The sequence below is a fragment of the Acinetobacter sp. YH12138 genome (assembly GCF_015218525.1).
Lineage (GTDB): Bacteria > Pseudomonadota > Gammaproteobacteria > Pseudomonadales > Moraxellaceae > Acinetobacter > Acinetobacter amyesii.
The window spans coordinates 445,639-469,279 of record NZ_CP048670.1 but is presented as its reverse complement, the minus strand read 5'-3'; the positions used below and the strand labels follow the sequence as shown (position 1 = coordinate 469,279).

The window sequence follows — 23,641 nt, the reverse complement described above, 5'->3', positions numbered from 1 at the left end:
TTTGTATATGATCGAAACACAAACATTACATTTCAAAAGGTCAGACCGTGATTCACCATATTCCAAATGTATTGAGTAAAGAACAGGTCAACTACTTCCGCACAGAAATGCAAAAAGTAGAATGGACTAATGGTCAAAAAACTACGGGCTCACTGTCTAAAAATGTAAAAAATAATCAGCAACTCGATGTTGAACATCCGCTCACCCAGCATTTGGGCGATATCATTTTGCATGAATTGGCACAACACGCGCTTTTTACATCAGCGGCTCTCCCCCTCAATATTTTGCCGCCCTATTTTAACCGCTATGAAAATGGTGAAACGTTTGGTTTCCATGTCGACAATGCCATTCGTTGGATGCCCGACAGCAATCAAAAAATTCGTACCGATTTGTCCTGCACGATTTTTCTAAGTGAACCCGAAGAATATGAAGGCGGTGAACTTGTGGTAGAAGACACCTATGGCTACCACGAAGTGAAATTGCCTGCCGGAGATTTGATTTTGTATCCATCTACCAGTGTGCATGAAGTTACTCCTGTGACTGCAGGCTGTCGTATTGCATCATTTTTTTGGTTGCAAAGTATGATCCGTGAAGATGCTGAGCGTCACATGTTATTTAATCTCGATCAAAGCATTCAAAATTTGCGTATGCAATTGGGTGACGCACATAGTGAAGTCGTCAAGTTGACTAGTCTGTATCACAACCTTATCCGCAAATGGGCCGAAATTTAAAGCTCAAGGTCAATAGACATGGACAAACTGACAATGACTGATCACAACATTTTAGCGCCACTCACTCAGATTCCAGCTCATTTGCAAACCATTGCAGATTATGAAGTCGAGGCTGAAAAACACCTTTCCAACATGGTGTGGCAGTACTTGCAAGGCGGCTCGATGGATGAACACAGTGTCCGTGGCAATTTGTCTCAGTTTGAACAGATACAACTGCTACCACGTATGCTGAAAGATCTAACCCAAGGTCATACCCAAATCGAAATCTTAGGGCAACGTTTCCCGCATCCTATTTTTGTAGCCCCGATAGGTCATCAACAACAATTTCATCCTGATGCTGAAGCTGCAACAGCCCTCGCTGCCGAAGTCCTTGGCAGCAATATGATCCTCAGTACGTTTACCAATACAGATATGCGTGAGTTAAAGCAGGACAATCCGTACAAATGGTTCCAATTGTATTGGCAAGGTGAGCGCGAAAAGTCATTATCACTGGTCAAGATGGCAGAAGAACATGCTTACACAGCGATTGTAGTAACCATTGATTCCCCGCATACAGGGATTCGTGACCGTGAACGTCGAGTGTTTTTCCATTTGCCTGAAGGCATGCAACATCCGCATACCCCTGCACATATCCCATTGCCTGAGCTCAATGATGGCGACCATCCCGTATTTAACGGTCTGATGAAAATCGCACCAACATGGGCGGATATCCTTTGGCTCAGTCAAAACACCTCATTACCGATTATTTTAAAAGGCATTGTCAATCCACATGATGCTGAACTTGCCCTGCAACACGGTGTGCAAGGCATTATTGTGTCGAATCATGGAGGGCGCGTATTGGATAGTTGCATTTCCCCTCTCACCGCTTTAGAACTGATTAAAAAAGTTGTGCCTACGGATTTTCCAGTTTTATATGATGGTGGTATTCGTCGAGGTTCAGATGTGTTTAAAGCGATAGCCTTGGGTGCATCTGCCGTATTAGTTGGACGTCCTTGCATTTATGGTTTAGCGACTGCGGGGGCTTTAGGCGTTGCCCATGTACTCAAAATACTGAAAGAAGAATTTGAGATTACGATGGCATTGATGGGAACAGCCACCGTCGATGAGATCAATAAAGATTATATTTTTCAAAAAAGCTAATTTTATAGAAAAATATTTTCCAGTAATGGCATCTTGACGCAAAAAAAGGAAATTATTTCCGGAATATATGGACTAATATCTAGTTATACATTTACGAGCTTACGGTAAAGCTAAGTCATGTGAATCTTTACAGATTTATTTCGACTTTCGACTAAAGACTCCGATATTAAACTTGTAAATTGCTAGAATAGACACAATCTATATAAGTAGTACCTTGCCGTTTATCCACGACATTTATCCACGGTGCTATAAGGAGTTTTCACATGATGTTGGCAGATCCAAGCAAAAAATACCGTCGCATGTACCAACGTGTAGACTTACCAGACCGTCAATGGCCAAATAACGAAATCAATAAAGCGCCGATCTGGATGAGTACCGACCTTCGTGACGGTAACCAAGCGATCTTCGAGCCAATGAACATTGAACAAAAGTTCAAAATGTTCCAAATGCTTGTGAAAATTGGTTTCAAACACATTGAAATCGGCTTCCCTTCTGCATCACAAATCGACTTTGATTTCACGCGTTTGTTGATCGAAGGCGGCCATATTCCTGATGATGTGTACATCGAAGTTTTGGTTCAAGCACGTGATCATTTGATTCAACGTACATTTGAATCATTACAAGGTGCGAAACGTGCCATCGTGCATATCTACAACTCAAACTCTCCAACTTTCCGCAATAAAGTGTTGAATGTTGATGTTGCTGGTGCAAAACAATTAGCAATTAACGCCGCAATGAAAGTCAAAGAATACGCTGCAAAACAACCTGAAACTGAATTTGTATTCCAATACAGTCCAGAGTGTTTTACTGCAACAGAATTAGAAGTTGCTAAAGATGTTTGTGATGCGGTCACTGAAATTTGGGAAGCATCTCCAGAGAACAAAGTGATTTTAAACTTGCCTGCAACGGTTGAAGTTTCAGGTCCGAACGTCTATGCCGACCAAGTGGAATGGATGCACCGTAATATTCAACGCCGTGACGGTGTGATTATTTCTGTACACTGTCATAACGACCGTGGCTGTGGTATCGCCGCTTCTGAGTTGGCGATTATGGCTGGTGCTGACCGTGTCGAAGGTTGTGTGTTTGGTAACGGTGAACGTACAGGTAACGTGGACGTTGCAGCGATTGCATTGAACATGTATACCCAAGGTGTTGCGCCAAACTTAGATTTCTCAAACATTAACGAAATCATTTCAATCATTGAAGAATGCACAGGCTTACCGGTACACCCTCGTCATCCGTATGCTGGTGATTTGGTCTTCACCGCGTTCTCTGGTTCACACCAAGATGCCATTAAAAAAGGTTTCGAGTTCCAAAAGAACGAAGAAATGTGGGATATGCCTTATTTGCCAATCGACCCGAAAGATTTGGGCCGCGACTATGATGCCGTGATTCGTGTCAACTCACAGTCTGGTAAAGGCGGTATTGCGTACTTGTTAGAATCAAATTACAACGTGGTTTTGCCTCGCCGTATTCAAATTGAATTCTCACAAATCGTACAGCAAAAAACAGATGAAGACGGTACCGAAATTTCTGCGCAAGCAATCTGGTCTTTATTTAAGGACACTTATGTAGCGGCCAAAGACACGCATTATGCGGCGAAAAACTACCGCTTACATGATGAAAATGGCAAACAAGTCATTGAGCTTGATGTCGAAGTGAACGGTGAGATCCAGCAATTGCGCGGTGAAGGCAACGGCCCAATCTCTGCTATCTTAAATGCCTTGCAGTTGCCGATTGATGTTTTAAACTATGAAGAACGCAGCATCAGTTCAGGCGCGCATGCCAAAGCCTTGGCGTTGATTGAGCTTCAAGTGAAAGGCACAGGCAAGTCTGCATTCGGCGCAGGTGTACATGACAACATCGTGACTGCATCCATCGAAGCGATTATTGCCAGCACTAACCGTTTAATTGAACAAGGTGTTTTAAGTACTGAACAAGTGATTGCTGCTGCAGTCTAATTCAATGCTTTAAATATCAAATAGCAATAAAATGACTTTAGAAGGATACCCTCAAGTGGTATCCTTTTATTATTCATACTAAAGATTTAAGGCGAATTATTCCTGTGTCTTTTCCAGCTGACTCAGTGGGCTTAGTTACCCCACAAAAGTTTATTTTTGAAGAGCCGTTAGAGCTCGAATGCGATCGCATACTCCCACGTTTTGAGCTCATGGTTGAAACTTATGGCGAACTGAATGCGGACAAATCCAATGCCATTTTGATTTGTCATGCTCTGTCAGGCCATCACCATGCAGCAGGTTATCATCATGAAGATGACCGTAAGCCGGGTTGGTGGGACGCATGTATTGGACCAGGCAAAGCCATTGATACGTCAAAATTCTTTGTCGTAGCACTAAATAATATTGGCGGCTGTAGCGGTTCTACTGGACCGACCTCTCCAAATCCTGAAAATGACAATCGTCCTTATGGTCCTGATTTCCCATTAGTGACTGTCCGTGACTGGGTCAAAACCCAAGCCATGTTGTCTGATCGTTTAGAAATTCAGCAGTGGTATGCGGTGATTGGCGGCTCTTTAGGGGGCATGCAAGCTCTACAATGGTCTGTGGACTATCCAGATCGTTTACAAAAGTGCGTGATTATTGCGAGTACACCAAAACTGTCTGCGCAAAACATTGCCTTTAACGAAGTGGCGCGTCAGTCGATTTTGTCTGACCCTGATTTCCATGATGGTCGCTATTTAGAAAATGATAGTTATCCTAAGCGAGGTTTGATCTTGGCCCGTATGGTCGGTCATATCACTTACCTCTCTGAAGAAGCCATGAAACAAAAATTTGGCCGTGACTTAAAGTCAGGTAAATTTATGTATGGCTTTGACGTCGAATTCCAAGTCGAAAGTTATTTGCGTTATCAAGGTGAGCAATTTAGCCGTAACTTTGATGCCAATACCTATTTGATCATGACCAAGGCTTTAGATTATTTCGATCCATCACGTGAATATGAGCAATCATTAAAAACCGCGATGTCTAAAACCAAGTGTCAATTTTTAGTTGTTTCGTTTACAACGGACTGGCGTTTTGCCCCTGCTCGTTCGCAAGAAATTGTAGATGCATTAATTAGCAATCATAAGCCTGTGAGCTATGTGGATATTGATGCTGAACAAGGCCATGACTCTTTCTTGTTCCCGATTCCGTTATATGTGAAAAGCTTACGTGCATTCCTAGGCGGTGTAAAACACCTGCAAGAAACACCGAAGGAGACCAACTAATGCGTATTGATCATCAACTGGCTGAACGTTGGATTAAACCAGATTCAAGCGTACTCGATTTAGGGTGTGGTGACGGTGAACTGCTTGCACATATGAGCAAAAAGCACAATATTCGTGCATATGGCTTAGAAATTGATCAAGAAAAGATTGCAATTGCAGTCAGTCGCGGGTTAAATATCATCCAACAGGACTTGAACTTAGGTTTAAGTCGCTTTGCCGACCAGTCTTTTGACTATGTGGTTATGGCACAAGCCTTGCAAGCTGTAGATGCACCAGACGTTCTCTTAAGAGACATGGTGCGTGTGGGGAAACAGGCTATTATTACCTTTCCAAACTTTGCACATTGGAAGACTCGTTCTTTCCTTGCATTAAAAGGAATGATGCCCGTTTCAGACGCGTTACCCTATATGTGGTATAACACGCCCAATATTCATTTATGTACTTTCCGTGATTTTGAAGCGCTGTGTGCTGAAAATAACATCCGGATTATTAACCGACTTGCCGTGAATGGGGATCAACAAGACAGTTTACTCAGTAAACGTCTTCCAAATCTATTTGGTGAAGTCGCAATTTATCGAGTGAGCGCTCTATGAAAAAATTATTATTAAGCACGACGCTACTGATTGGACTTTTTAGCATACAAGCCCATGCGGATTATGTTGCTCCATCATCTTCAGTTTCTAGCCAAGCTGCTCAATATTCAATTATGGATATTCACAGCTTAAGTAAAGCTGCTAAAGCAGGTCAGCCCGGTGCTCAGTTTTACTTAGGCACTAAATATCAACAAGGTAAAGACGTTGCCAAAGATGAACGTCAAGCTTTTGCATGGTATAAGGCTGCTGCTGATCAAGGTTTATCTGCAGCACAGCTTAATGTAGGTCGTATGCTTGCAGATGGCATTGGGACTAAAAAAGATGAAGCGCTTGCTCGTCAATATTTCGAAAAAGCAGCCAGCCGTGGTGATAACCGCGCAAGCTTTAACTTAGCCATGATGGAAGAGCAAAAGAAAAACTACATGGGTGCATACCAATGGTATGAGCTTTCTACCCGTGATGGCATGCTCGACAACAAAGTGATTAGCTTGTCTGAAGGTAAGAAAACGGCATTGGCAGCCAACTTAAGCCAAGACCAAATTCGTCAAGCACGTGACCGTGCAGACAAATGGATTCAAGCACAATAAGTTTTTGAATCTTAAAAAGCACCTTCGGGTGCTTTTTTATTGCCTGTCAACCACAGCATCTTGTTAAAATAGCCTCAAATCTTGTTTTATGGTGAATATTCACATGGCTTCAACTGATTGGTTATCTCAAGGCACTTTGGTGCTTGCAAGTAATAACAAAGGCAAAATTGCAGAATTTGAAAAAATGTTTGCGGAACTGAATTTGCCTGTTGAAGTGATTCCACAAGGTCAGTTGAACATTGAAGATGCCATCGAAGACGGTCTAAGCTTTGTTGAAAATGCCATTATCAAAGCGCGTCATGCGTCGAAAATTTCAGGCAAGCCAGCCATTGCAGATGATTCTGGCATTTGCGTACCTGTGCTTGGTGGCGCACCGGGGATTTACTCTGCGCGCTATGCAGGTGAACATGGCAATGATGCCGCTAACAATGCCAAGTTGCTTGCTGACCTCAAACCACTCCGTAAAGAGGGTGAAGCCATCGAAGGGATGTTTGTATGTGTCTTGGCTTTGGTCCAACATGCAGAAGACCCACTCCCACAAATTTTCCAAGGGATTTGGCGCGGTGAAGTGATGGAAGCAGCACGCGGTGAAAATGGCTTTGGCTATGACCCACTGTTTTGGCTGCCTGAACTAAACGTTTCTAGTGCTGAATTATCAAAAGAAGAAAAAAATAAAATCAGCCATCGTGGTCAAGCGATGAAATTATTTAAAGCAAGTTTGAAATAATTTGAATTGGAGTTAATCTTAATGCCAAAGATTAACTCCAATTCCTGAATAAAAATAGAATAATTATGGCACTTCAACCGATACAGATCATATGCAACGCTTGCCATCACACTTCAACTGAAATCCCAACACGCTCATTTCTTGGTTTTCAAAAAATAAGCTGCCCTCATTGCCATGCGCAACTGACCTACCCGCTCACCTCGGGCTTTCGTACCACTTACGCTATTTTTGCAGTGTTGATCATACTGTCGATCATGCTTAATCTGTCGCAAGGTCAGGTTGGATTTCCAGGCCTGATAGGTATCGCAATGATATACGCCCTCGTGCGTGATTGGCAGATTCGCAAACAGCTCAAGTAGTCACCCTTTGTGGGCATCTATAATTCACTTTCATTTTAAAGCGAAAAAAGATGCAAAATTAACCCATAAAAACTGACGACGATACAGCTCATAATCGTGCCTGAAGCAATATAACGTGCCGAAGTGCCTGTTCCTTGATAATGCGTTTCTAAAGCCACAATATTGGCTGCAGGGGGTAAGCAGAACAGCATGAACATCACCCCAATATATTTCTCGATCTGAGGAATCGGAAGAAAGGCATAACTCAAACTACAGATCACCGCGCCAACGGTGAGTTTCATCGCATAAATACGACTACTGTTCATCAGATCACGCCACTGCACCTTGGTTTGACGCAGCCACATGCCTAAGACACACATCCCCGTGAAACTCATTCCAATTTTTGCAGCCTGATACAGCCAATCTAAGATCTGATGTTCTTCTAAATGTTGTAATCCAACTATTCGACAGACACCTGCAATCATCAAGGCAAATACAGGCGGTGACATCGCCACTTTTTGAATCACGCTCGACCATGGGAGTTGGGCTGAACTGACGGCTGTAACGGCCCACATATTGCCAAAGATAGAACCACCGACATACAAAGCCACCATCGCTGTACTAATTTCAGGGCCGAACAATGCTAATGCAAAAGGAAAACCCAGCCAAGCCAAGTTCAAATAACTGACACACAAGGCACGTAAACTATCTTTTAACAGCCAGCGAAATAAATAAAACATCAGCACGGCAACACTAAAGCTAAAGAGCATGAGCGCTAAACTGCCTGCTTGATAGAACACCATGTTGTAGATGATTACGGCTGGAATAAAACAGCGTGCAAGTAAGCTAGAGAAAATCGATTTGAGCGATGATGTTCCTGATAATGATGCCAATCCGAGACCACTTAAAAAACCCAATATCGGAAGAAGAAACGCCACTACACCACCCTCACTGCTCAATCCATGCATAGTAACACTGAAGATAAGCTTCGCGGCTGTCTTTAAACTGCAACATCTTGGTCACTTCACTGTCATCTACAACTGCTGAAATGTTGTGCAGACCAACAAGAGGATAACAAGATGGCTGGACTATCGATTTGGCATGTACTGATTTTTGCAATTGTGGTGATTTTACTCTTTGGTACATCAAAACTAAAAAACTTGGGCAAAGATGTCGGCGGCGCGGTCAAAGATTTCAAAAAATCGATGCGTGATGAAGACGCAGCAAATACACAGCTTAATGAGCCTCGCACGCTAGAGCATGAAGCTCAAAATAAAACCAATTCCTCAGTTCAAAGCTAAGGAGTTGTCATAATGCTTAATATTGGTATTAGCGAATTACTGGTGTTCAGCATTATTGCGCTGATCGTACTCGGCCCGGAAAAACTGCCTGAAGGTATCCGCTTTGCAGGTAAATGGTACGGGAAAGTTAAACGACTGATCAGTAACGTGCAAACAGACATTGATCGTGAACTTCGCATGTCCGAACTTCGTGAAGAAATGCAAAAAGAAATGCAACGTATTCAACAGCTCGAAGCGCGTATGCAGGCTCAGATGAATGAATTGCAACAAACGCAACACCCCATAGAACAGACTGCGCAAAAACAACAAGAAGCAGTCCTACCTGACAATAAAAATTTATCCCCACGTTATCAGTACATCGAACGTGGTCAGAGCACGATATTTGCCGTGGTTACACCCCAAATGAAAATAAAGCACGAAATTAAAACAGATCAATCTGCTGCATTAAGTTCGACCGATGCATTAGCAGAATATCAGGTGGCCGTATGACAGATCTTTCACTAAATAATTCACAGAACACTGTGCCTGATTTGGAAGAAATGCCGATCACCAAACATTTGGTGATTTTGCGTCGGCATTTGATCAAAATTACAGGACTTATTTTGATTCTGTTCTTTTGTTTACTACCCTTTGCCAATCAAAGCTATCAATTGATGTCAGAGCCTCTGCGTGCGCAGTTGCCGATGAACTCATCCATGATCGCAACGGATGTGACCGCCACCTTTATGGCGCCGTTTAAGCTAAATTTCTTTGTCGCGCTTATGCTCGCGATGCCCTTCGTGATTTATCAACTTTGGGCCTTCATCAAACCTGCACTGTATGAAAAAGAGCGGCATTTGGCGATGCCCTTATTATTCGGCAGTATCGTCCTCTTCTATGCCGGTATTGCCTTTGCCTATTGGGTTGCCCTGCCGTCCATCCTACATTTTTTTATGAGTGTTTCCCCTGAAACAGTCGCCCCTATGACTGACATCAATAGTTATTTAAGTTTCTGCTTAAAGCTATTTTTGGTGTTTGGACTGACCTTTGAAATTCCTATCATCACGTTAATTTTGATTTTGATCGGGGTGGTGTCTACTCAAACCTTGGTGGAGAAGCGTCGTTTTATTATCGTCGGCTGTTTTTTTGTCGCCATGTTTGCCACGCCACCCGATGCGCTTTCGATGATCATGCTGGCCATTCCCATGTGGATGCTGTTTGAGCTGGGTTTGTTCTTTGGCAAGCTGATTGAAAAACGACGTGCAACTACAACTTAAATAGACTGATGTTTAGACAATTTTGGTGAGTTTTACACCTAAGAGGCTGAGATAGCCTCTTTTTTTATGCGCCCATTTAATGTTTTGCAATTTACATGCAGCGAAATCTAAACGCCTATTTCATCAGTTTGCAACATTAGCTTCAAAGCATTGTCATATTTTATCGATAGCTTTATGTGATCAACTTTTACCCAGCACACCTTTGCCAGGATTTAAATTCATGACAAACATGCCATATAACGAAGATCAAGAACTTGATAACAACACTTCGGATAACCTTCATTTTCGTGACATTTTAGAACAACGCATCAGCCGTCGTAGCTTGATTACCAAGACTGCGAGTGGTGCAGTCGCACTTGCATTGGCATCTTCATTAACGGGGTGTAATGATGACAATGACTCAGATTCAAATAGTAATACTAAACCACCTGTCACTGATCCTAATCAAAAACCGACCAAGTTCAATTTCACACCGGTGAAAAAAAATTTAGACGATATCGTGACTGTTCCTGAAGGCTATCAAGCGCATGTGCTATATGCGATGGGTGACTCGATTAACCCTGCATATCCAGCGTGGGATGATAACAATGTTCCTTCTGGCCCAAGCTTCCAATTCCGCTCTGGTGACTGCCATGACGGTATGAGCTTCTTTGGTTTAAATACCACCTCTGGACGTTATGATGCCAAGCAGTCTGACCAAGGTTTGTTGGTAATGAATCATGAATACATCAACCCGACCTTCTTACACCCACAAGGCCCAACCAAAGTGGAAGGTCGTCGCCCTGAAGATGAAGTCATCCGTGAAGTCAATGCACACGGTGTTTCTGTGATTCAAATTGAGAAAGACAGCAAGACTCAAGCCGTTAAACTGGTACAAAACTCTCCATTTAACCGTCGTATTACCGCATCGACCGTAATGGACTTTAAAGGCCCAGTTGCAGGCTCAAGCTTAGTTTGCACGAAATTTTCAACCAATGGCCAGCAAACCCGTGGTACACACAACAACTGCGGTAATGGCTATACCCCGTGGGGAACTTACCTGACGACAGAAGAAAACTTCATTGGTTACTTCGCTCGTGCGAAAGCAGATGATGCCAAACGTAGTCCGGCTGAAATTGTGGCACTCAACCGTTATGGCCTAAAAGCGGGTGCAAACTCACGCTATGGTTGGGAAACGGCGATTGGAAGTAATGAGTCACAAGATTTATATGACCGTTGGTCAGCGAATGTTACCGGTACTCAGGCAGCGGAAGATTATCGTAATGGTCCAAACACCTTTGGTTGGATTGTCGAAATCGATCCATTTGACCGCCGTGAAAACCCAGTAAAACGTACTGCACTGGGTCGCTTTGCACATGAAGACTGTCGTGCAAGTCGCTTACGTGAAGATGACAACCTCGCGTTTTACATGGGCGATGATTCACGCGGTGAATACATCTATAAATTTGTATCCGACCAAAAATGGAATAAAAAAGATGTCAACGGTGGCTATGCCGCGGGCGACAAATACATGAACAACGGTAAGTTATACGTTGCCAAATTTAACAATGATGGCAAAGGTCAATGGATTGAATTGAGCTATAACGTCAATGGTTTAAACCAAAGCAACAGCGTGTATCCGTTTAGCTCACAAGCAGATGTTCTGACCTTCGCACGTCTTGCCGCAGATGCTGTCGGTGCTACCAAAATGGACCGTCCTGAATGGGTCGCTGTACATCCAGACAATGGTGAAGTCTATGTGACCCTCACCAATAACTCGAACCGTGGTACGACGCATGCACTAGATGCTGCCAACCCACGTAACTACATCGACCCTGAAGGTGGTAAAGGCAACGTCAACGGTCATATTATCCGTTTCCGTGAAGATGGTGATACAACCACAGCTCTCAGCTTTACTTGGGATATTTACCTGTTTGGTGCTGAAGCAAAAATGGCGAGCAACATTAACTTATCTGGTCTAAATGATAACAATGACTTGTCATCACCTGATGGGATGTGGTTCGACCCACGTGGTGTGTTATGGATTCAAACCGATGACGGTGCTTATACTGATACCACCAACTGTATGATGCTTGCTGCGCTTCCGGGTCAAGTCGGTGATGGTACAAAAGCCACGACATCATCGGGTCAAGAAACCATTGTGGGTGCAAAACTGAATGATGAAAACTTACGTCGCTTCCTGACTGGACCTAAAGAATGTGAAATCACAGGTGTGACGATGACACCTGACTACAAAGCGATTTTTATCAATGTGCAACATCCCGGTGAAGATTCAGCATCCTATTCTGAACCGACCAGCCACTGGCCTGCATCACAAACCAATGCAGCAGCGACTTCACGTCCTCGCTCAGCGACCGTAGTCATCACCCGTAAAGATGGTGGTGTGATTGCTGGCGAAGCGGTAGAACAAGCTCAGCCAACGCAAAAAACCGCATAAGACACCTCTAAAAAATAAGCCGACGAATCGTCGGCTTTTTTTTTATGGCTTTAAATGCACTTCTATCTGGGTGATCTGTCCTTGTTGCTCACCCTGCTGCTGTTTTTCCTGCCAATGCCACTGTGAATCCCGCATACACAATAAATTTGAACAGCGGGTGCCATACACCGGACTTTGAATAAAGGTTGAAGACAGCAAATGTTCCATTTCCGCCTGAATCCCAGTATTGGGTAACAATGCTGGAATGATTTTACGTTCATCTTCCAAAATATCCCACGCAGCAGCGTCTATATCCGCCTGTGGTTGCTGGCTTTGTAGCATCGGCAAAAATTCTTGCGTGAAACGTTTGCGTAAATGTCGGGTCTTTTCCCAATGTTCAGTCATTAAACCATTGGATGTGACATACACCCCTTTGGCTAAGACTTGTGGCGCTTCACCGCGATTACTCATATAAACGGCTTGAGTGGCATCGCCAACGAATAAATTAAAGCCGGCATAATTACATTGGATTTGTTCCAGTGCTTGCGCAAACCGAATGGGCGTTTGCTCAGATTCTAAAAATTGCTGAATCAAAGCGCCACGTGAAGTGGGATATGCAGTCTGATCACGACCATCACGAAAATTGGTCACAATCGCCCAACGCCCTTGAGCGGTTATCCCCATCCATGTTCCACCAGACTGTAAGTCCTGCCCTGCAATAATCGGACTATCTACCCATTGCTTTAGGCCTGCCGTCGGTCGATGATAAAACTCATCACGATTCGAAATCAGGCAGAGTGGCATGTCATCCAAGACCTGCCAAGCAAAAGCCACAATGCACATATTCAACTCTCAATATCTTTACACATTGAATGTACAACATTTTTCAGCACATTCAGCTAAAATCTGTGCAAAACATAATGACAAGGAACAGCAATGCTGACATATCCAAATATCGACCCTGTGGCGATATCACTGGGGCCACTACAAGTTCACTGGTATGGTCTGATGTATTTATTGGCCTTTTTATTTGCATGGGGCTTGGCAACCTACCGTGCAAAACAACGTGACGGCTGGAACGCAGAAATGGTCTCAGACCTGATTTTCTACGGTGCATTGGGTGTCGTGATTGGTGGACGCTTTGGCTATGTCTTCTTTTATGGTTTCGATCAGTTCCTTGCCAACCCATTGTGGCTATTCCAAGTTTGGACAGGCGGCATGAGCTTCCATGGCGGTTTCCTTGGGGTCATGATTGCCATGTTACTGTGGTGCAAGAAATATAAAATGACTTGGTTCCAGACCCTCGACTTTATTGCACCCTGCGTTCCAACAGGCTTAATGTTTGGTCGTATTGGGAACTTTATTGGTGGCGAGCTATATGGTCGTGCAGTGACTGACCCAAATTTTGCTTTCGGCATGATCTTCCCGACCGATCCACTCCAGTTGGTGCGCCATCCGTCGCAGCTTTATCAAGCCCTCTGTGAAGGTTTAATTCTGTTTATCGTGCTGTGGTGGTTTAGTTCAAAACCTCGTCCACGTTATGCCGTTTCAGCCTTGTTCCTTATCGGATATGGTATCGCACGCTTCACCGTTGAATTCTTCCGTGAGCCGGACAATGGTCAACTGTTCATTGGATGGATGAGTAAAGGTCAGTTCCTGACGGTTCCGATGATTCTGATTGGCCTATGGATGATGTGGTATGCCTACCAGAAAAAAATCTATGACTGGGGTCCACAAAAGAATCACTAATATTTTCTAAATGTCTTTAAGCAAGCGAGGTTTAAGCCTCGCTTTTTTATGCGCTGAAATTTACTCCTTCATACGCATTTACTGGACATGAAGTGACTGAATTAGACAACTGATCTGTGCTAAAGTTTATTCAGCTTATTTTTAAACTATCGATCCATGCTTGAATTTTGGTTTAACCCCAGCGTTTCTGTACTTAAAAAAATCTTGTTTTTTATTGCGATGGTCGTACTAACCGGTGTTCTGTATTGGATGGAACCCCTAACACTTCAAGCCATTCTAATGTTCATGGGTACAGGCGTCATTTTCCTGATTTGTCGTTATTGCAAGATTCATTTTGCAGCAAAAAACCCAACTGGTTTACTCTATCGTTTATTGACGTGGATTCCGATTGCACTGCTGTTAGCATTGGTTTTTATCAACATAAATAAGGGTGAAATTTTGATTCCGGGTGCTCAAGGCATTGGCTTTATGGCTTTGGCGATCTGCCTACTCTCCCCGATTTCTCTACTGAATAAAAACGAGAAAACTTCACCCCAAGGTAAAATTTAAATGCTGACGTTTTGGTACTCTGAGCGCTGTAACCGACAAATCAAGCTCATCATTTGTATTAGTACCTGCGTGCTTATTTTTCTATGCGCTGAACAAAAACAACTAGATCCCCGCTTTGCGGGCATAAGTTTAGCCATTGGTTTGATGATTGATCTGCTTTATAAGCTCAGACAAGACAAACTAAAAACACTGTCTCAGTCATTAAAATGCGGTTTGGCTGGTTTGCCAATTTTATGTTTAGTGTGCTTAATTTATTTTCTACCCAATGAGCAACGCTGGATTTTAGCGCTGCAATGTGTGGGCTTTGCTGCAATTGGATTATTTATCGTCTCGATCTACAGTCAGCGTGCAAAAAGGTTTGAAGACTAACCTTTTATTCAGCCACGGGCTGTTAATCCGCTAAGCGATAATAGCTATATTTCACATTTGGAGTTCGATAGACCGCATAACCCGCTTGACGATAATCAGACACCCAATCCTTACCTGAATATGCTGCGATATGACCATAACGGCTACTTTGATTGCGGTCGATAATATAGATATCGCCTTTCTTAGGTCGATCAAACGCTAAATTAATTTTTTGATAACCAATTTTTTGTAATGTGCTGCCCCAATCTGCTGCGGCAACGGGGTGACCGTTAAAACGTGCCCCTGCGGACTCAAGTGCTAAACGAACACTGCGGGCACATTTCTGAGTACTGCTTTTGCGGGTAATGCCTTGTAAAAATCCAGTCAAACGATCGATATCGATACGCTGACCATTTCGGGATACCACATTTTTAGTCGCTGCTTTTTGAGTGGTATTGGACTTGCCCGTATTTTTACTCGCCTGAGAACGAATTATGATATTTGCCTGAACTGGAGCATGCACTTCACTCAAGTTTACATTGTGATCATAAGCCATTCTTTAACCCACACTCCCGCCTATATTTAGGCATACAAAAATTTTAACGAGGGTGATAGTACCGCGTAAATCATGTTTTTTCATGTAAAAAATGTAAGATTTCTTAAACAAATCTTCACATTTAAATACGACCGTCTATTTTTAATTCAAATATATTTATTTTTGATATCAAACTCTTATTCAGAAATAATAGCCTAAAATCACCTCTTCATAATGAGAAAAATCACGTGTATTTTTTAATCAAACTTATCTGTATTTTTTTCAACGCTGCGAATGTAACATCGCTTAATATGTAAACAATAGAGCTTAAGTCTTCTAAGCTCATGCTTGATTTAACAGACATATTGTCTCGTTAACACTTGATGTAATTGTTATTAATAGACGTCTTCAGCTCAGGCAACTCAGCTCTTGTTGCCTGCAAAATTTGGTCATCACCCAATAAACACCGTATGTTTTGGATTTTTTAAACCTGACTATATTCAAGCGCCCATCACAGTTCCTTCCACACGCAAAACAAGCTAATATGTGCCACAAGAAATTTAGCAAATTATGAGAGAGACATGCGCCAGTATTTAGACCTTTTACAACACATTCTCGACAACGGCGGCGACAAGGGCGACCGTACGGGTACGGGAACACGTTCTGTATTTGGTCATCAAATGCGCTTCGATCTTTCTCAAGGTTTCCCTTTACTCACCACCAAGAAAGTTCATTTCCGCTCTATCGTGATTGAACTGTTGTGGTTCCTTAAAGGCGATACCAATGTTCAATATTTGCAAGACAATAAAGTCTCGATTTGGGATGAATGGTCTACCGCAGAACAAACTGCACGCTTTGGTCGTCCTGCCGGCGAATTAGGTCCTGTTTACGGTCATCAATGGCGTAATTTCGGTGCAACCAAAAAAGCCGATGGCCTATATGAACAAGATGGTTTCGACCAAATCAAATGGTTGGTCAATGAAATCAAAACCAATCCTAACTCTCGTCGTCTAATCGTGTCTGGTTGGAACCCAAATGAGGCAGGTAATGTTGCATTGCCACCATGCCATACCTTGTTTCAATTTTTTGTTCAAAACGGAAAATTATCTTGCCAATTATATCAACGTAGTGCTGACGTTTTCCTAGGTGTGCCGTTTAACATTGCCAGCTATGCCCTGTTAACACACATGATTGCACAAGTTTGTGGTCTTGGTGTGGGCGACTTCGTTTGGACCGGTGGGGATACACATTTGTATGCCAACCATTTCGAACAAGCGCAGTTGCAACTGACACGTGAACCAATGGGTCTGTGCCAATTAAAACTCAATCCTGAAATTACCGATCTTTTCGATTTTAAATTTGAAGATATTGAAATCGTAGGTTATGAATCACATCCTGCAATTAAAGCCCCTGTTGCGGTTTAATTTTTAGAAATCCCAACTGAAAAGCAAAATCCCGCTTTACCTCAAGCGGGATTTTGCATTCTAATAGACGGCAAATAATTCGGCTATTTGAGTTCAAACTATGGCATTTCAAAATTTAGAAATTGTGCATGTTGTCGCTATGGATCAGCAGCGCTGCATTGGTAAAGGGAATGATTTGCCGTGGCATATTTCTGCAGATTTACAACACTTTAAAGCCATCACCCAAGGCGGTGTGGTGGTCATGGGACGCAAAACCCTAGAGTCTATGGGACGTACCCTACCGAAGCGTGTCAATTGGGTGATTACACGAGATAGCAATTGGTCATTTGAAGGTACCAAAGTCGCATATAGTATCGATGAGGCGTTAACGCAAGCTGTTGCTGATGTCGCGAGTTCAGAAAAAACAACAAGTTTGTTTATTATTGGTGGTGGTGAAATTTTTAAGCAAACCATCGGCATCGCAGACCGTTTAGAACTCACGCATGTTGAACTCGATGTTCAAGGTGATGCGCATTATCCTGAAATTCCTGCGGACTTTCAAAAAGTGGCGTCAGAACAACATATCGACGACAAAACTGGGATTGCTTTTGAGTTCGCAACTTACCGAAAATAAAGAAAAATCTTAAGCTAAAAGAAAAATATGCAACAGAGTGACCAACAAGTAATGTTCAAAAAAATAGGGCGAAGTATTCTTCATGCTCTATTTAGTGTGTTTGTCCTCTGTTCTTCGATTTGGCTCTGTGCCGCCCTGTGGATACAGCAACCGGCAGGCTGGTTAAGCAGCCGCATTATCATTGGGATCTGGATCGCTTTTGCTCTTAGCATTTTAGGCATCTATATTACCCAACACTTTTTTAGCCGTCGTAAAGATGTCTTGATTTATATTGTGGGCTTTATCTGTGGTCTATTTTGGTATTTTGGCATGGAAGCACGCCAAGATCGTGAATGGAATCCTGAAGTGGCAGAAATTCTAGATTATGAAAAGCAAGGCAATCTGGTCACCTTGCACAATGTGCGTAATTTCGACTGGCATGCCGATGGCAGCTATACCCCGCACTGGGAAACCCGCCAATATGACCTGAGTCAAATCAATGGCGTCAACATCATTACCTCGTATTGGATGGGGCCGCAAATCGCCCATACCTTGGTCAGTTTTGATTTTGCTGACCGACCACCGCTGACGTTTTCGATTGAAATTCGCAAAGAAAAAAATGAAGAATTCTCTGCAATTGGTGGTTTTTTCCGTAAATATGAACTGAGCCTCATTGCATCAGATGAAAAAGATATCATCTATACTCGTAGCAATACACGTGGTGAACAGGTCTATTTCTTCCCCGTAAACATGCCAAAATCTGAAATGCAGGCGCTGTTTGTAGAATATCTCCATAAAGCCGATGAACTGCGGACTCAACCTAAATGGTACAACACGCTCACCAGTAATTGTACAACACTGGTATTTGACATGATTCAAGCCGTTTCCAAACATCAACTTCCAACCGATTACCGCTTATTTGCATCGGGTTATTTGCCGAATTATTTGTATGACCTCCATGCCATAGACCAAAATTGGGATATGAAAACATGGTATCAAAAAGCCCATGTTAACCCTCGTGTCTCTCAAATCAAGCAACTGAGCAGTGAACAATATTCCAAATTAATTCGACAAGGTTTGCCGTATTCACATTCAAATCCAAGCGCCAATCAATTGTAATTCTTAAATAATGATACAAATATGGCTAGCTTATCTGTGCGATATTTGCTTAGATAGTTGAAATGCTTCCACGGGGAAATTCCGATGCTAAAACAAATATTTGTTGCTGCAACTTTGGTTTCAACTTTAGTGGTGACAGGCTGTGAAAGCATGCCTGCACAAGACAACACCATAACTGAAAATTTAAACCTATTACAGAATCGTACTTGGATTGCCACTCAGATTGGCAACACTCCAATCAAAACAGCACCCAATGCGCAGAATATTCCAAGTATTCAATTCGATGCGGCTTCAAAACGTGTCTCAGGTGCAGACGGCTGTAATCGTATAATGGGTGGCTATAATGCTGGCAAAGACACCATAACGTTTGGCCCGATTGCTGCAACACAAATGGCTTGTCTCAATAACAATGGGCTAGAGCGACAGTACCATGCAGCACTCGAAAAGGTAACGCATTATCAAGTTTTTGGAAAGACCTTGAAATTGCTAGACCGTCACGGCAATTTATTAATTCAATATGAAAGCGCTGTTCAACCGCGTTAAATCGTTAAAAACGTCTGCTTCGGCAGACTTTTTTATTCACTGTTCAGTCATGCCAGAGACATTTAATGCACATAAACTAGTGATTAGTATACAGACGTACATTGCAGTTTTTAGCTATAACCCCATATTAAACATCAGGGAACAAAATAGGATTTCACTATGCAACAAGCGGTATTTGGTGGTGGGTGCTTTTGGTGTGTAGAAGCAGTTTTTCTACAACTAAAGGGCGTGCAAACAGTCGTCAGTGGTTATGCAGGGGGAGTTACTCAGCATCCGAGCTATGAGCAAATTTGTGAGGGGAATACCCAACATGCAGAAGTCATTCAGATCAATTTTGATGACAGCCAAATCAGTTTTAGCCAATTGCTGGATGTATTTTTCGCAACTCACGATCCCACTACGCTGAACCGTCAAGGCAATGATGTCGGTACACAGTATCGCTCAGTGATTTTCTATCAAGACGAATCACAAAAGCAAATCGCTGAACAACGCATTGACGAGTTAAAAGCTGAAGGCATCAATATCGTGACTGAACTGAGTCCAATGCCGACCTTCTACCCTGCCGAAGAATATCATCAGAACTTCTTTGCACGTAACCCAAACCAAGGCTATTGTAATTTCTCAATACCACCTAAACTTATGAAATTACGTAGCAAATTTCAAGACCTACTCAAATCTGAGTGATCTAATTAAACAGCGTCTATTTTCAAAATAGAGACATAAAAAAAAAGCGACATTTCTGTCGCTTTTTTCTATCTTAGCTCAGTGCTTAGTTATCACTGGCAAAGGCGATATCGCTGAGTCCGGCTCCACTCGCACGCGACATCACTTGTGCAACTGTGTCATAACGTGATTCTTTATCGGCTTTTAATACCAATGCAGGCTTACGTTCTTGCTGACCAGCTGTATTTAGACGACTTTCTAAATCTTCAAGCGTCACAATATCACCATTCCAAGCGATATCACCCGCTGAGTTAATGCTGATGGTTACGCTTTCAGTTGGCAGATCAATCACTTCTGCAGTCGTTTGTGGCAAGGTTAATGGAATTGATGGGTTGGCAACAGTCGCAGTCACCAAGAAGATGATCATCAATACCAACATAATATCGATGAGCGGAATGAGGTTCATCTCATTCATGCCAGCATCGTTGTCTTCACCCAATTGAAAAGCCATTAAGCTTGACCTCCAGCTAAACTTTGCTGTGCAGTTTTCACGTCTTCTTTCTTCGCTGCAGATTCTTGTTGCAACATAGTATCAATCAATAAACCATGCGCTTGATCTTGCAATTCATTCGACAGTGTACGGTTAAAACGAACACAGATGTTATAAGCCAAAACCGCAGGAATCGCCACAGCCAAACCAAGACCCGTCATGATCAAGGCTTCACCGACTGGTGTTGCTACTTGTGCAAGACCCGCTTGACCGCTTTTACCCACTGCTACAAGGGCATGGAAAATACCCCATACTGTACCGAACAAACCTACGAACGGTGCAATTGAAGCAATCGTACCCAATACAGATACGCCTTTTTCAGCATTAGCTTTTTCTACCGAAATTTGACGTAGTAATGCTTGTTCAGCCACAGCCTTACGTTGTTCAAAAGCCAAAGGAGCAAATTTCGCTTTCAGTTTGCTTAGTGCATCTGCAAGGTGGTTATACGCCACTTGTTTGAGCTGACGTGTGCCCATAATACGAAGAACGAAGATCGTCCAAGTCGCAATCGACATTGCAAGTAACACGAAATACAGTGTTTTGCTGACTGCATCTGCATGTTGCCAATAAACTGAAAAGTTCATATTCGAACTCCTAATGGGTTAGCCGGAATCTTAATTAAGTTTAAAGTTGAATGGTTGATCAACTCGCGTCGGAGTTGCCACACCATTATCAATATATTTGGATAAACGTGCACGCTTCACTGCAGCAGTCACTTTACGGTTTACAGCAGCGCCACAAGTCGAGTTTTTAATCGTTGCTGATTCGACTTTACCTTCAGCACTTGCTGCAATCGCAACTTCAACTGTACACGACGCTTTTAATTCACCATCTTCAAATTGAACATTAGGTTTCTTAATCCAACTGACACCATTACCAATGCTCACAGTTTTAGGTGTCGGTGGCGCAGGTGGTGGTGCAACAGGTGCCGGAGGTGTTGGTTCAACACGAACGACTTTCGTTTCAGAAACCACAGTTGAAACAACAGGTGTTGGTGGTACGTTTTTGACCGCTTCAACAGTTGGTTTCGGCGCATCTTTCTTTTTCACCTGTTCCACTTTTTCCACTTTCTTCGGTGGAGGTGGTAAAGGCTTATCTACAATTTTAACTTCTTTTGGCTTTGGTGGCTCTTTCTTCGGTTCTGGTTTTGGCTTCGGAGGTTCTGGTTTTTTCTCTTCAACAATCTTCACAAAGCGAACTTTAATCGGATCTTTTTCGATCGGTTTAAGTTCTGGTGCTTTCATATTGCTGACCGCCCACAATACCCCCATATGCCCTACCACAACAGCGAGAAGCGCAGTAATGATTTTCTTTTTCATCAGGTTAGGTGATTGCATTATTGGAGCGGGAGATTGACTCATTAAACTCAGTTACCTTGAAGAAGCGATTGCATTTATTTTGTCAAAAATACAATCATGCTCATCGGTTAGCACAATTAAAGTACGGCAATAATAAATGAGAAGTGTTTTCATTTGCAACTATTAATTCGTCAGTTTTAATGACTTTTTTTAATCATAATATAAAAAAGGCATACCTAAAGTATGCCCTTTTATTCAAAAATTCATCTCGTTTTATTGAAATACAACAGTTTTATTACCATCGACAATAATACGATCTTCAAGATGCCATTTGACTGCACGTGCGAGCACATTACGTTCTACGTCCTGACCTAACTCACGCAATTGTTCAACAGTAAAGTCGTGGCTTACACGCTCTACGTCTTGCTCAATAATCGGCCCTTGGTCAAGATCAGCAGTCACATAGTGCGCTGTCGCACCAATCAACTTCACACCTTTTTCATGCGCTTGTTTATATGGGTTCGCACCAACAAAGGCTGGGAGGAATGAATGGTGAATGTTGATCACTTTCATTTCCCATTTTTGAACAAATTCTTCGTCTAAAATTTGCATATAACGAGCAAGAACCAATAAATCATTGCCTTGCATCAACTGATCAATTTGCTCATAAGCTTCACGTTTGTTTTCTTTATTCACAGGAACAACTTCAAACGGAATACCGAAATTTTCTACAGATTCACGTAAAGCATCGTGGTTAGACACGACTTTGGTGATTTCACATGGCAAACCACCACGTGCATGACGCCACAACAGCTCAAGCAAAGCATGGTCAACTTTTGACACCAAGATACCGACTTTCTTCACATCACTGACTAAAGCTAAACGCCAGTGCATGTTGTAACGCTCAGCAACATTGCTCGCAAATGTTTGAGTTAGACTTTCTTTACGGCTTTGTAAATTGTCCAATTCAAACTCAACACGCATGAAGTATCGCCCCCCTTGAGCTTCAGTCGCGTATTGATCAAGTGCGGTAATATTTGCTCCCTGATGATACAAAAAGCTCGATACAGCTTGCACAATCCCTGGTTTATCTTCACAGGTAATGAGTAAGCGTGCTGTGTTAGCGGTCGACATATTCATGTTGGTTTATATCACTAATCAGTTAAATTGAAAAAAGAGCCGAGTATTCTAACGCTTTTTAAAGCCAGACTAAATAGTCTTATTCAGTAACCTGATGCTTTACGTTTGAAAGACTTGCAAATAAGTCCGACGGCCCTAAAGTTTCGAGCAGTCGCTCATAGGTTTCACGGCTTTCACCACGTAGATATGCGCCTTCTAAGAACACCATTTGTCGCAGTGCTTGCCACACCCACTTTTCTTCCAAAGTGTTGGAGTCAGTAATATGGCCCGACATATAAAGGAAGTTGGTCCAGTTGGTCAGCACGATCCACAAGTTAATGGTTAAGGCCTCAATTTCAGAATCGGTCATCTGCATTAAGCCTGCGTCAACAAAGGCACGATAAATTTTCTGCCCTTGTTGCATAACTTGACCGGCAAAACGCGGATACATTTTGCGGAAATCTTCATTATTTTCGACCAAGTGATAAACATCACGATGTAAAAAGCGATAAGCCCATAATTGGCTACTTAACACTTGGAAATAGCGAATTTTATCATTGGCATCAAGCTGACGATCATCAGGAAGCGCTAACATTTCTAGCGTTTCATGCTGATATTGCTCCATTAATTCCTTAATAATTTCACTTTTATTTCGGAAATGGTAATACAAGTTACCTGGGCTCATTCCCAGTTCAGCAGCAATATGATTGGTTGTCACTGAACGCTCGCCACGCTCATTAAACAACTGCAAACTCAGCTGCAAAATACGTTCTTTCGTTTTTAAGGTTTTGGTGTGAGACATCCTAAAACAACCATTTATTTCAAAGCATTAGAACA

28 protein-coding genes are annotated in these 23,641 nt (G+C 42.6%); 20 read left to right on the top strand and 8 right to left on the bottom strand.

The genetic code is table 11. The annotated features are described in order from the left end of the window. Positions 1-47 precede the first annotated feature (47 nt). The 8 genes from G0029_RS02265 to G0029_RS02230 all read left to right on the top strand — a co-directional run bounded on the left by G0029_RS02265 (position 48) and on the right by G0029_RS02230 (position 7,363). Positions 48-731 carry a Fe2+-dependent dioxygenase gene (locus G0029_RS02265; protein ID WP_180106293.1) on the top strand — a complete coding sequence of 228 codons (684 nt, stop codon included), beginning with the start codon at positions 48-50 and terminating at the stop codon, positions 729-731. Between the two features lie 33 nt (positions 732-764). Next, positions 765-1,871: an alpha-hydroxy acid oxidase gene (locus tag G0029_RS02260; protein ID WP_180106421.1), complete on the top strand. Its 1,107-nt coding sequence runs from the start codon at positions 765-767 to the stop codon at positions 1,869-1,871. A 263-nt stretch (positions 1,872-2,134) separates the two neighbouring features. After that, on the top strand, positions 2,135-3,832 hold the full coding sequence (gene leuA, locus G0029_RS02255; protein ID WP_180106291.1) for a 2-isopropylmalate synthase: 1,698 nt from the start codon (positions 2,135-2,137) through the stop codon (positions 3,830-3,832). Between the two features lie 104 nt (positions 3,833-3,936). Then, entirely contained in the window at positions 3,937-5,097 is a 1,161-nt protein-coding gene (metX, locus tag G0029_RS02250) for a homoserine O-succinyltransferase MetX (RefSeq protein WP_078192713.1), read from the top strand. Beyond that, positions 5,097-5,690 carry a methionine biosynthesis protein MetW gene (gene metW / locus G0029_RS02245; protein ID WP_067763682.1) on the top strand — a complete coding sequence of 198 codons (594 nt, stop codon included), beginning with the start codon at positions 5,097-5,099 and terminating at the stop codon, positions 5,688-5,690. Before metX ends, metW begins: the two co-directional genes overlap by 1 nt. Further along, positions 5,687-6,277, top strand: coding sequence for a tetratricopeptide repeat protein (locus G0029_RS02240; RefSeq protein WP_078189669.1), 591 nt, complete (start codon positions 5,687-5,689; stop codon positions 6,275-6,277). Before metW ends, G0029_RS02240 begins: the two co-directional genes overlap by 4 nt. A 103-nt stretch (positions 6,278-6,380) precedes the next feature. After that, complete coding sequence (gene rdgB, locus G0029_RS02235) at positions 6,381-7,004, top strand: RdgB/HAM1 family non-canonical purine NTP pyrophosphatase (RefSeq protein ID WP_078192870.1); 624 nt, start codon at positions 6,381-6,383, stop codon at positions 7,002-7,004. Positions 7,005-7,069: 65 nt separating this feature from the next. Next, positions 7,070-7,363 (top strand): hypothetical protein, encoded by a 294-nt coding sequence (locus G0029_RS02230; protein ID WP_180109683.1) that lies wholly within the window; start codon positions 7,070-7,072, stop codon positions 7,361-7,363. Between the two features lie 35 nt (positions 7,364-7,398). On the opposite strand, the gene G0029_RS02225 is transcribed toward G0029_RS02230, so the two are convergent. Continuing rightward, positions 7,399-8,280, bottom strand: a complete 882-nt coding sequence (locus G0029_RS02225; protein ID WP_180109682.1) for a permease — start codon at positions 8,278-8,280, stop codon at positions 7,399-7,401. 141 nt (positions 8,281-8,421) lie between these two features. Between G0029_RS02225 and tatA the strand changes: the two genes are divergently transcribed. From tatA to G0029_RS02205, 4 genes are all read left to right on the top strand, one after another. Continuing rightward, positions 8,422-8,643, top strand: a complete 222-nt coding sequence (gene tatA, locus G0029_RS02220) for a Sec-independent protein translocase subunit TatA (protein WP_078189673.1) — start codon at positions 8,422-8,424, stop codon at positions 8,641-8,643. Positions 8,644-8,655: 12 nt separating this feature from the next. Next, positions 8,656-9,132, top strand: coding sequence for a Sec-independent protein translocase protein TatB (tatB, locus tag G0029_RS18490; protein WP_180109681.1), 477 nt, complete (start codon positions 8,656-8,658; stop codon positions 9,130-9,132). Further along, positions 9,129-9,899 carry a twin-arginine translocase subunit TatC gene (tatC, locus tag G0029_RS02210; RefSeq protein WP_180106286.1) on the top strand — a complete coding sequence of 257 codons (771 nt, stop codon included), beginning with the start codon at positions 9,129-9,131 and terminating at the stop codon, positions 9,897-9,899. Before tatB ends, tatC begins: the two co-directional genes overlap by 4 nt. Positions 9,900-10,119: 220 nt before the next feature. After that, entirely contained in the window at positions 10,120-12,336 is a 2,217-nt protein-coding gene (locus tag G0029_RS02205; protein WP_180109680.1) for a PhoX family protein, read from the top strand. A gap of 42 nt (positions 12,337-12,378) precedes the next feature. Here G0029_RS02205 and G0029_RS02200 read toward each other — a convergent pair whose 3' ends face one another. Continuing rightward, positions 12,379-13,158: an NRDE family protein gene (locus G0029_RS02200; protein ID WP_218947984.1), complete on the bottom strand. Its 780-nt coding sequence runs from the start codon at positions 13,156-13,158 to the stop codon at positions 12,379-12,381. 93 nt (positions 13,159-13,251) lie between these two features. On the opposite strand from G0029_RS02200, the gene lgt reads away from it, so the two are divergent. From lgt to G0029_RS02185, 3 genes are all read left to right on the top strand, one after another. Further along, entirely contained in the window at positions 13,252-14,064 is an 813-nt protein-coding gene (gene lgt, locus G0029_RS02195) for a prolipoprotein diacylglyceryl transferase (protein ID WP_078189677.1), read from the top strand. Between the two features lie 156 nt (positions 14,065-14,220). Continuing rightward, complete coding sequence (locus G0029_RS02190) at positions 14,221-14,613, top strand: hypothetical protein (protein ID WP_180109679.1); 393 nt, start codon at positions 14,221-14,223, stop codon at positions 14,611-14,613. Beyond that, positions 14,614-14,982: a hypothetical protein gene (locus G0029_RS02185; protein ID WP_078192719.1), complete on the top strand. Its 369-nt coding sequence runs from the start codon at positions 14,614-14,616 to the stop codon at positions 14,980-14,982. A 22-nt stretch (positions 14,983-15,004) separates the two neighbouring features. Here the strand turns inward: G0029_RS02185 and G0029_RS02180 are convergent, their stop codons facing one another. Beyond that, positions 15,005-15,517, bottom strand: a complete 513-nt coding sequence (locus G0029_RS02180; protein ID WP_180093301.1) for a peptidoglycan amidohydrolase family protein — start codon at positions 15,515-15,517, stop codon at positions 15,005-15,007. Between the two features lie 560 nt (positions 15,518-16,077). Here G0029_RS02180 and thyA point away from each other — a divergent pair. The 5 genes from thyA (at position 16,078) to msrA (ending at position 19,858) form a co-directional block, all read left to right on the top strand. Further along, a complete protein-coding gene (gene thyA, locus G0029_RS02175) occupies positions 16,078-16,920 on the top strand; it encodes a thymidylate synthase (protein ID WP_078189681.1) in 843 nt (280 codons plus the stop codon). A gap of 100 nt (positions 16,921-17,020) precedes the next feature. After that, entirely contained in the window at positions 17,021-17,533 is a 513-nt protein-coding gene (locus tag G0029_RS02170; RefSeq protein WP_180106280.1) for a dihydrofolate reductase, read from the top strand. A 27-nt stretch (positions 17,534-17,560) separates the two neighbouring features. Beyond that, positions 17,561-18,631 carry a DUF4105 domain-containing protein gene (locus G0029_RS02165; protein WP_180109678.1) on the top strand — a complete coding sequence of 357 codons (1,071 nt, stop codon included), beginning with the start codon at positions 17,561-17,563 and terminating at the stop codon, positions 18,629-18,631. 84 nt (positions 18,632-18,715) lie between these two features. Further along, a complete protein-coding gene (locus G0029_RS02160; RefSeq protein ID WP_180093297.1) occupies positions 18,716-19,174 on the top strand; it encodes an META domain-containing protein in 459 nt (152 codons plus the stop codon). A gap of 159 nt (positions 19,175-19,333) precedes the next feature. Then, entirely contained in the window at positions 19,334-19,858 is a 525-nt protein-coding gene (gene msrA / locus G0029_RS02155; RefSeq protein WP_180109677.1) for a peptide-methionine (S)-S-oxide reductase MsrA, read from the top strand. Between the two features lie 85 nt (positions 19,859-19,943). Here the strand turns inward: msrA and G0029_RS02150 are convergent, their stop codons facing one another. From G0029_RS02150 to G0029_RS02130, 5 genes are all read right to left on the bottom strand, one after another. Beyond that, complete coding sequence (locus G0029_RS02150; protein WP_078192724.1) at positions 19,944-20,348, bottom strand: ExbD/TolR family protein; 405 nt, start codon at positions 20,346-20,348, stop codon at positions 19,944-19,946. Next, a complete protein-coding gene (locus tag G0029_RS02145) occupies positions 20,348-20,971 on the bottom strand; it encodes a MotA/TolQ/ExbB proton channel family protein (protein WP_078192725.1) in 624 nt (207 codons plus the stop codon). Before G0029_RS02145 ends, G0029_RS02150 begins: the two co-directional genes overlap by 1 nt. A gap of 30 nt (positions 20,972-21,001) precedes the next feature. Continuing rightward, positions 21,002-21,748 carry a TonB family protein gene (locus tag G0029_RS02140; RefSeq protein ID WP_180109676.1) on the bottom strand — a complete coding sequence of 249 codons (747 nt, stop codon included), beginning with the start codon at positions 21,746-21,748 and terminating at the stop codon, positions 21,002-21,004. 210 nt (positions 21,749-21,958) lie between these two features. Then, entirely contained in the window at positions 21,959-22,825 is an 867-nt protein-coding gene (purU, locus tag G0029_RS02135) for a formyltetrahydrofolate deformylase (protein ID WP_078192727.1), read from the bottom strand. A gap of 79 nt (positions 22,826-22,904) precedes the next feature. Beyond that, entirely contained in the window at positions 22,905-23,606 is a 702-nt protein-coding gene (locus G0029_RS02130; RefSeq protein WP_078192728.1) for a TetR/AcrR family transcriptional regulator, read from the bottom strand. Positions 23,607-23,641 lie beyond the last annotated feature (35 nt).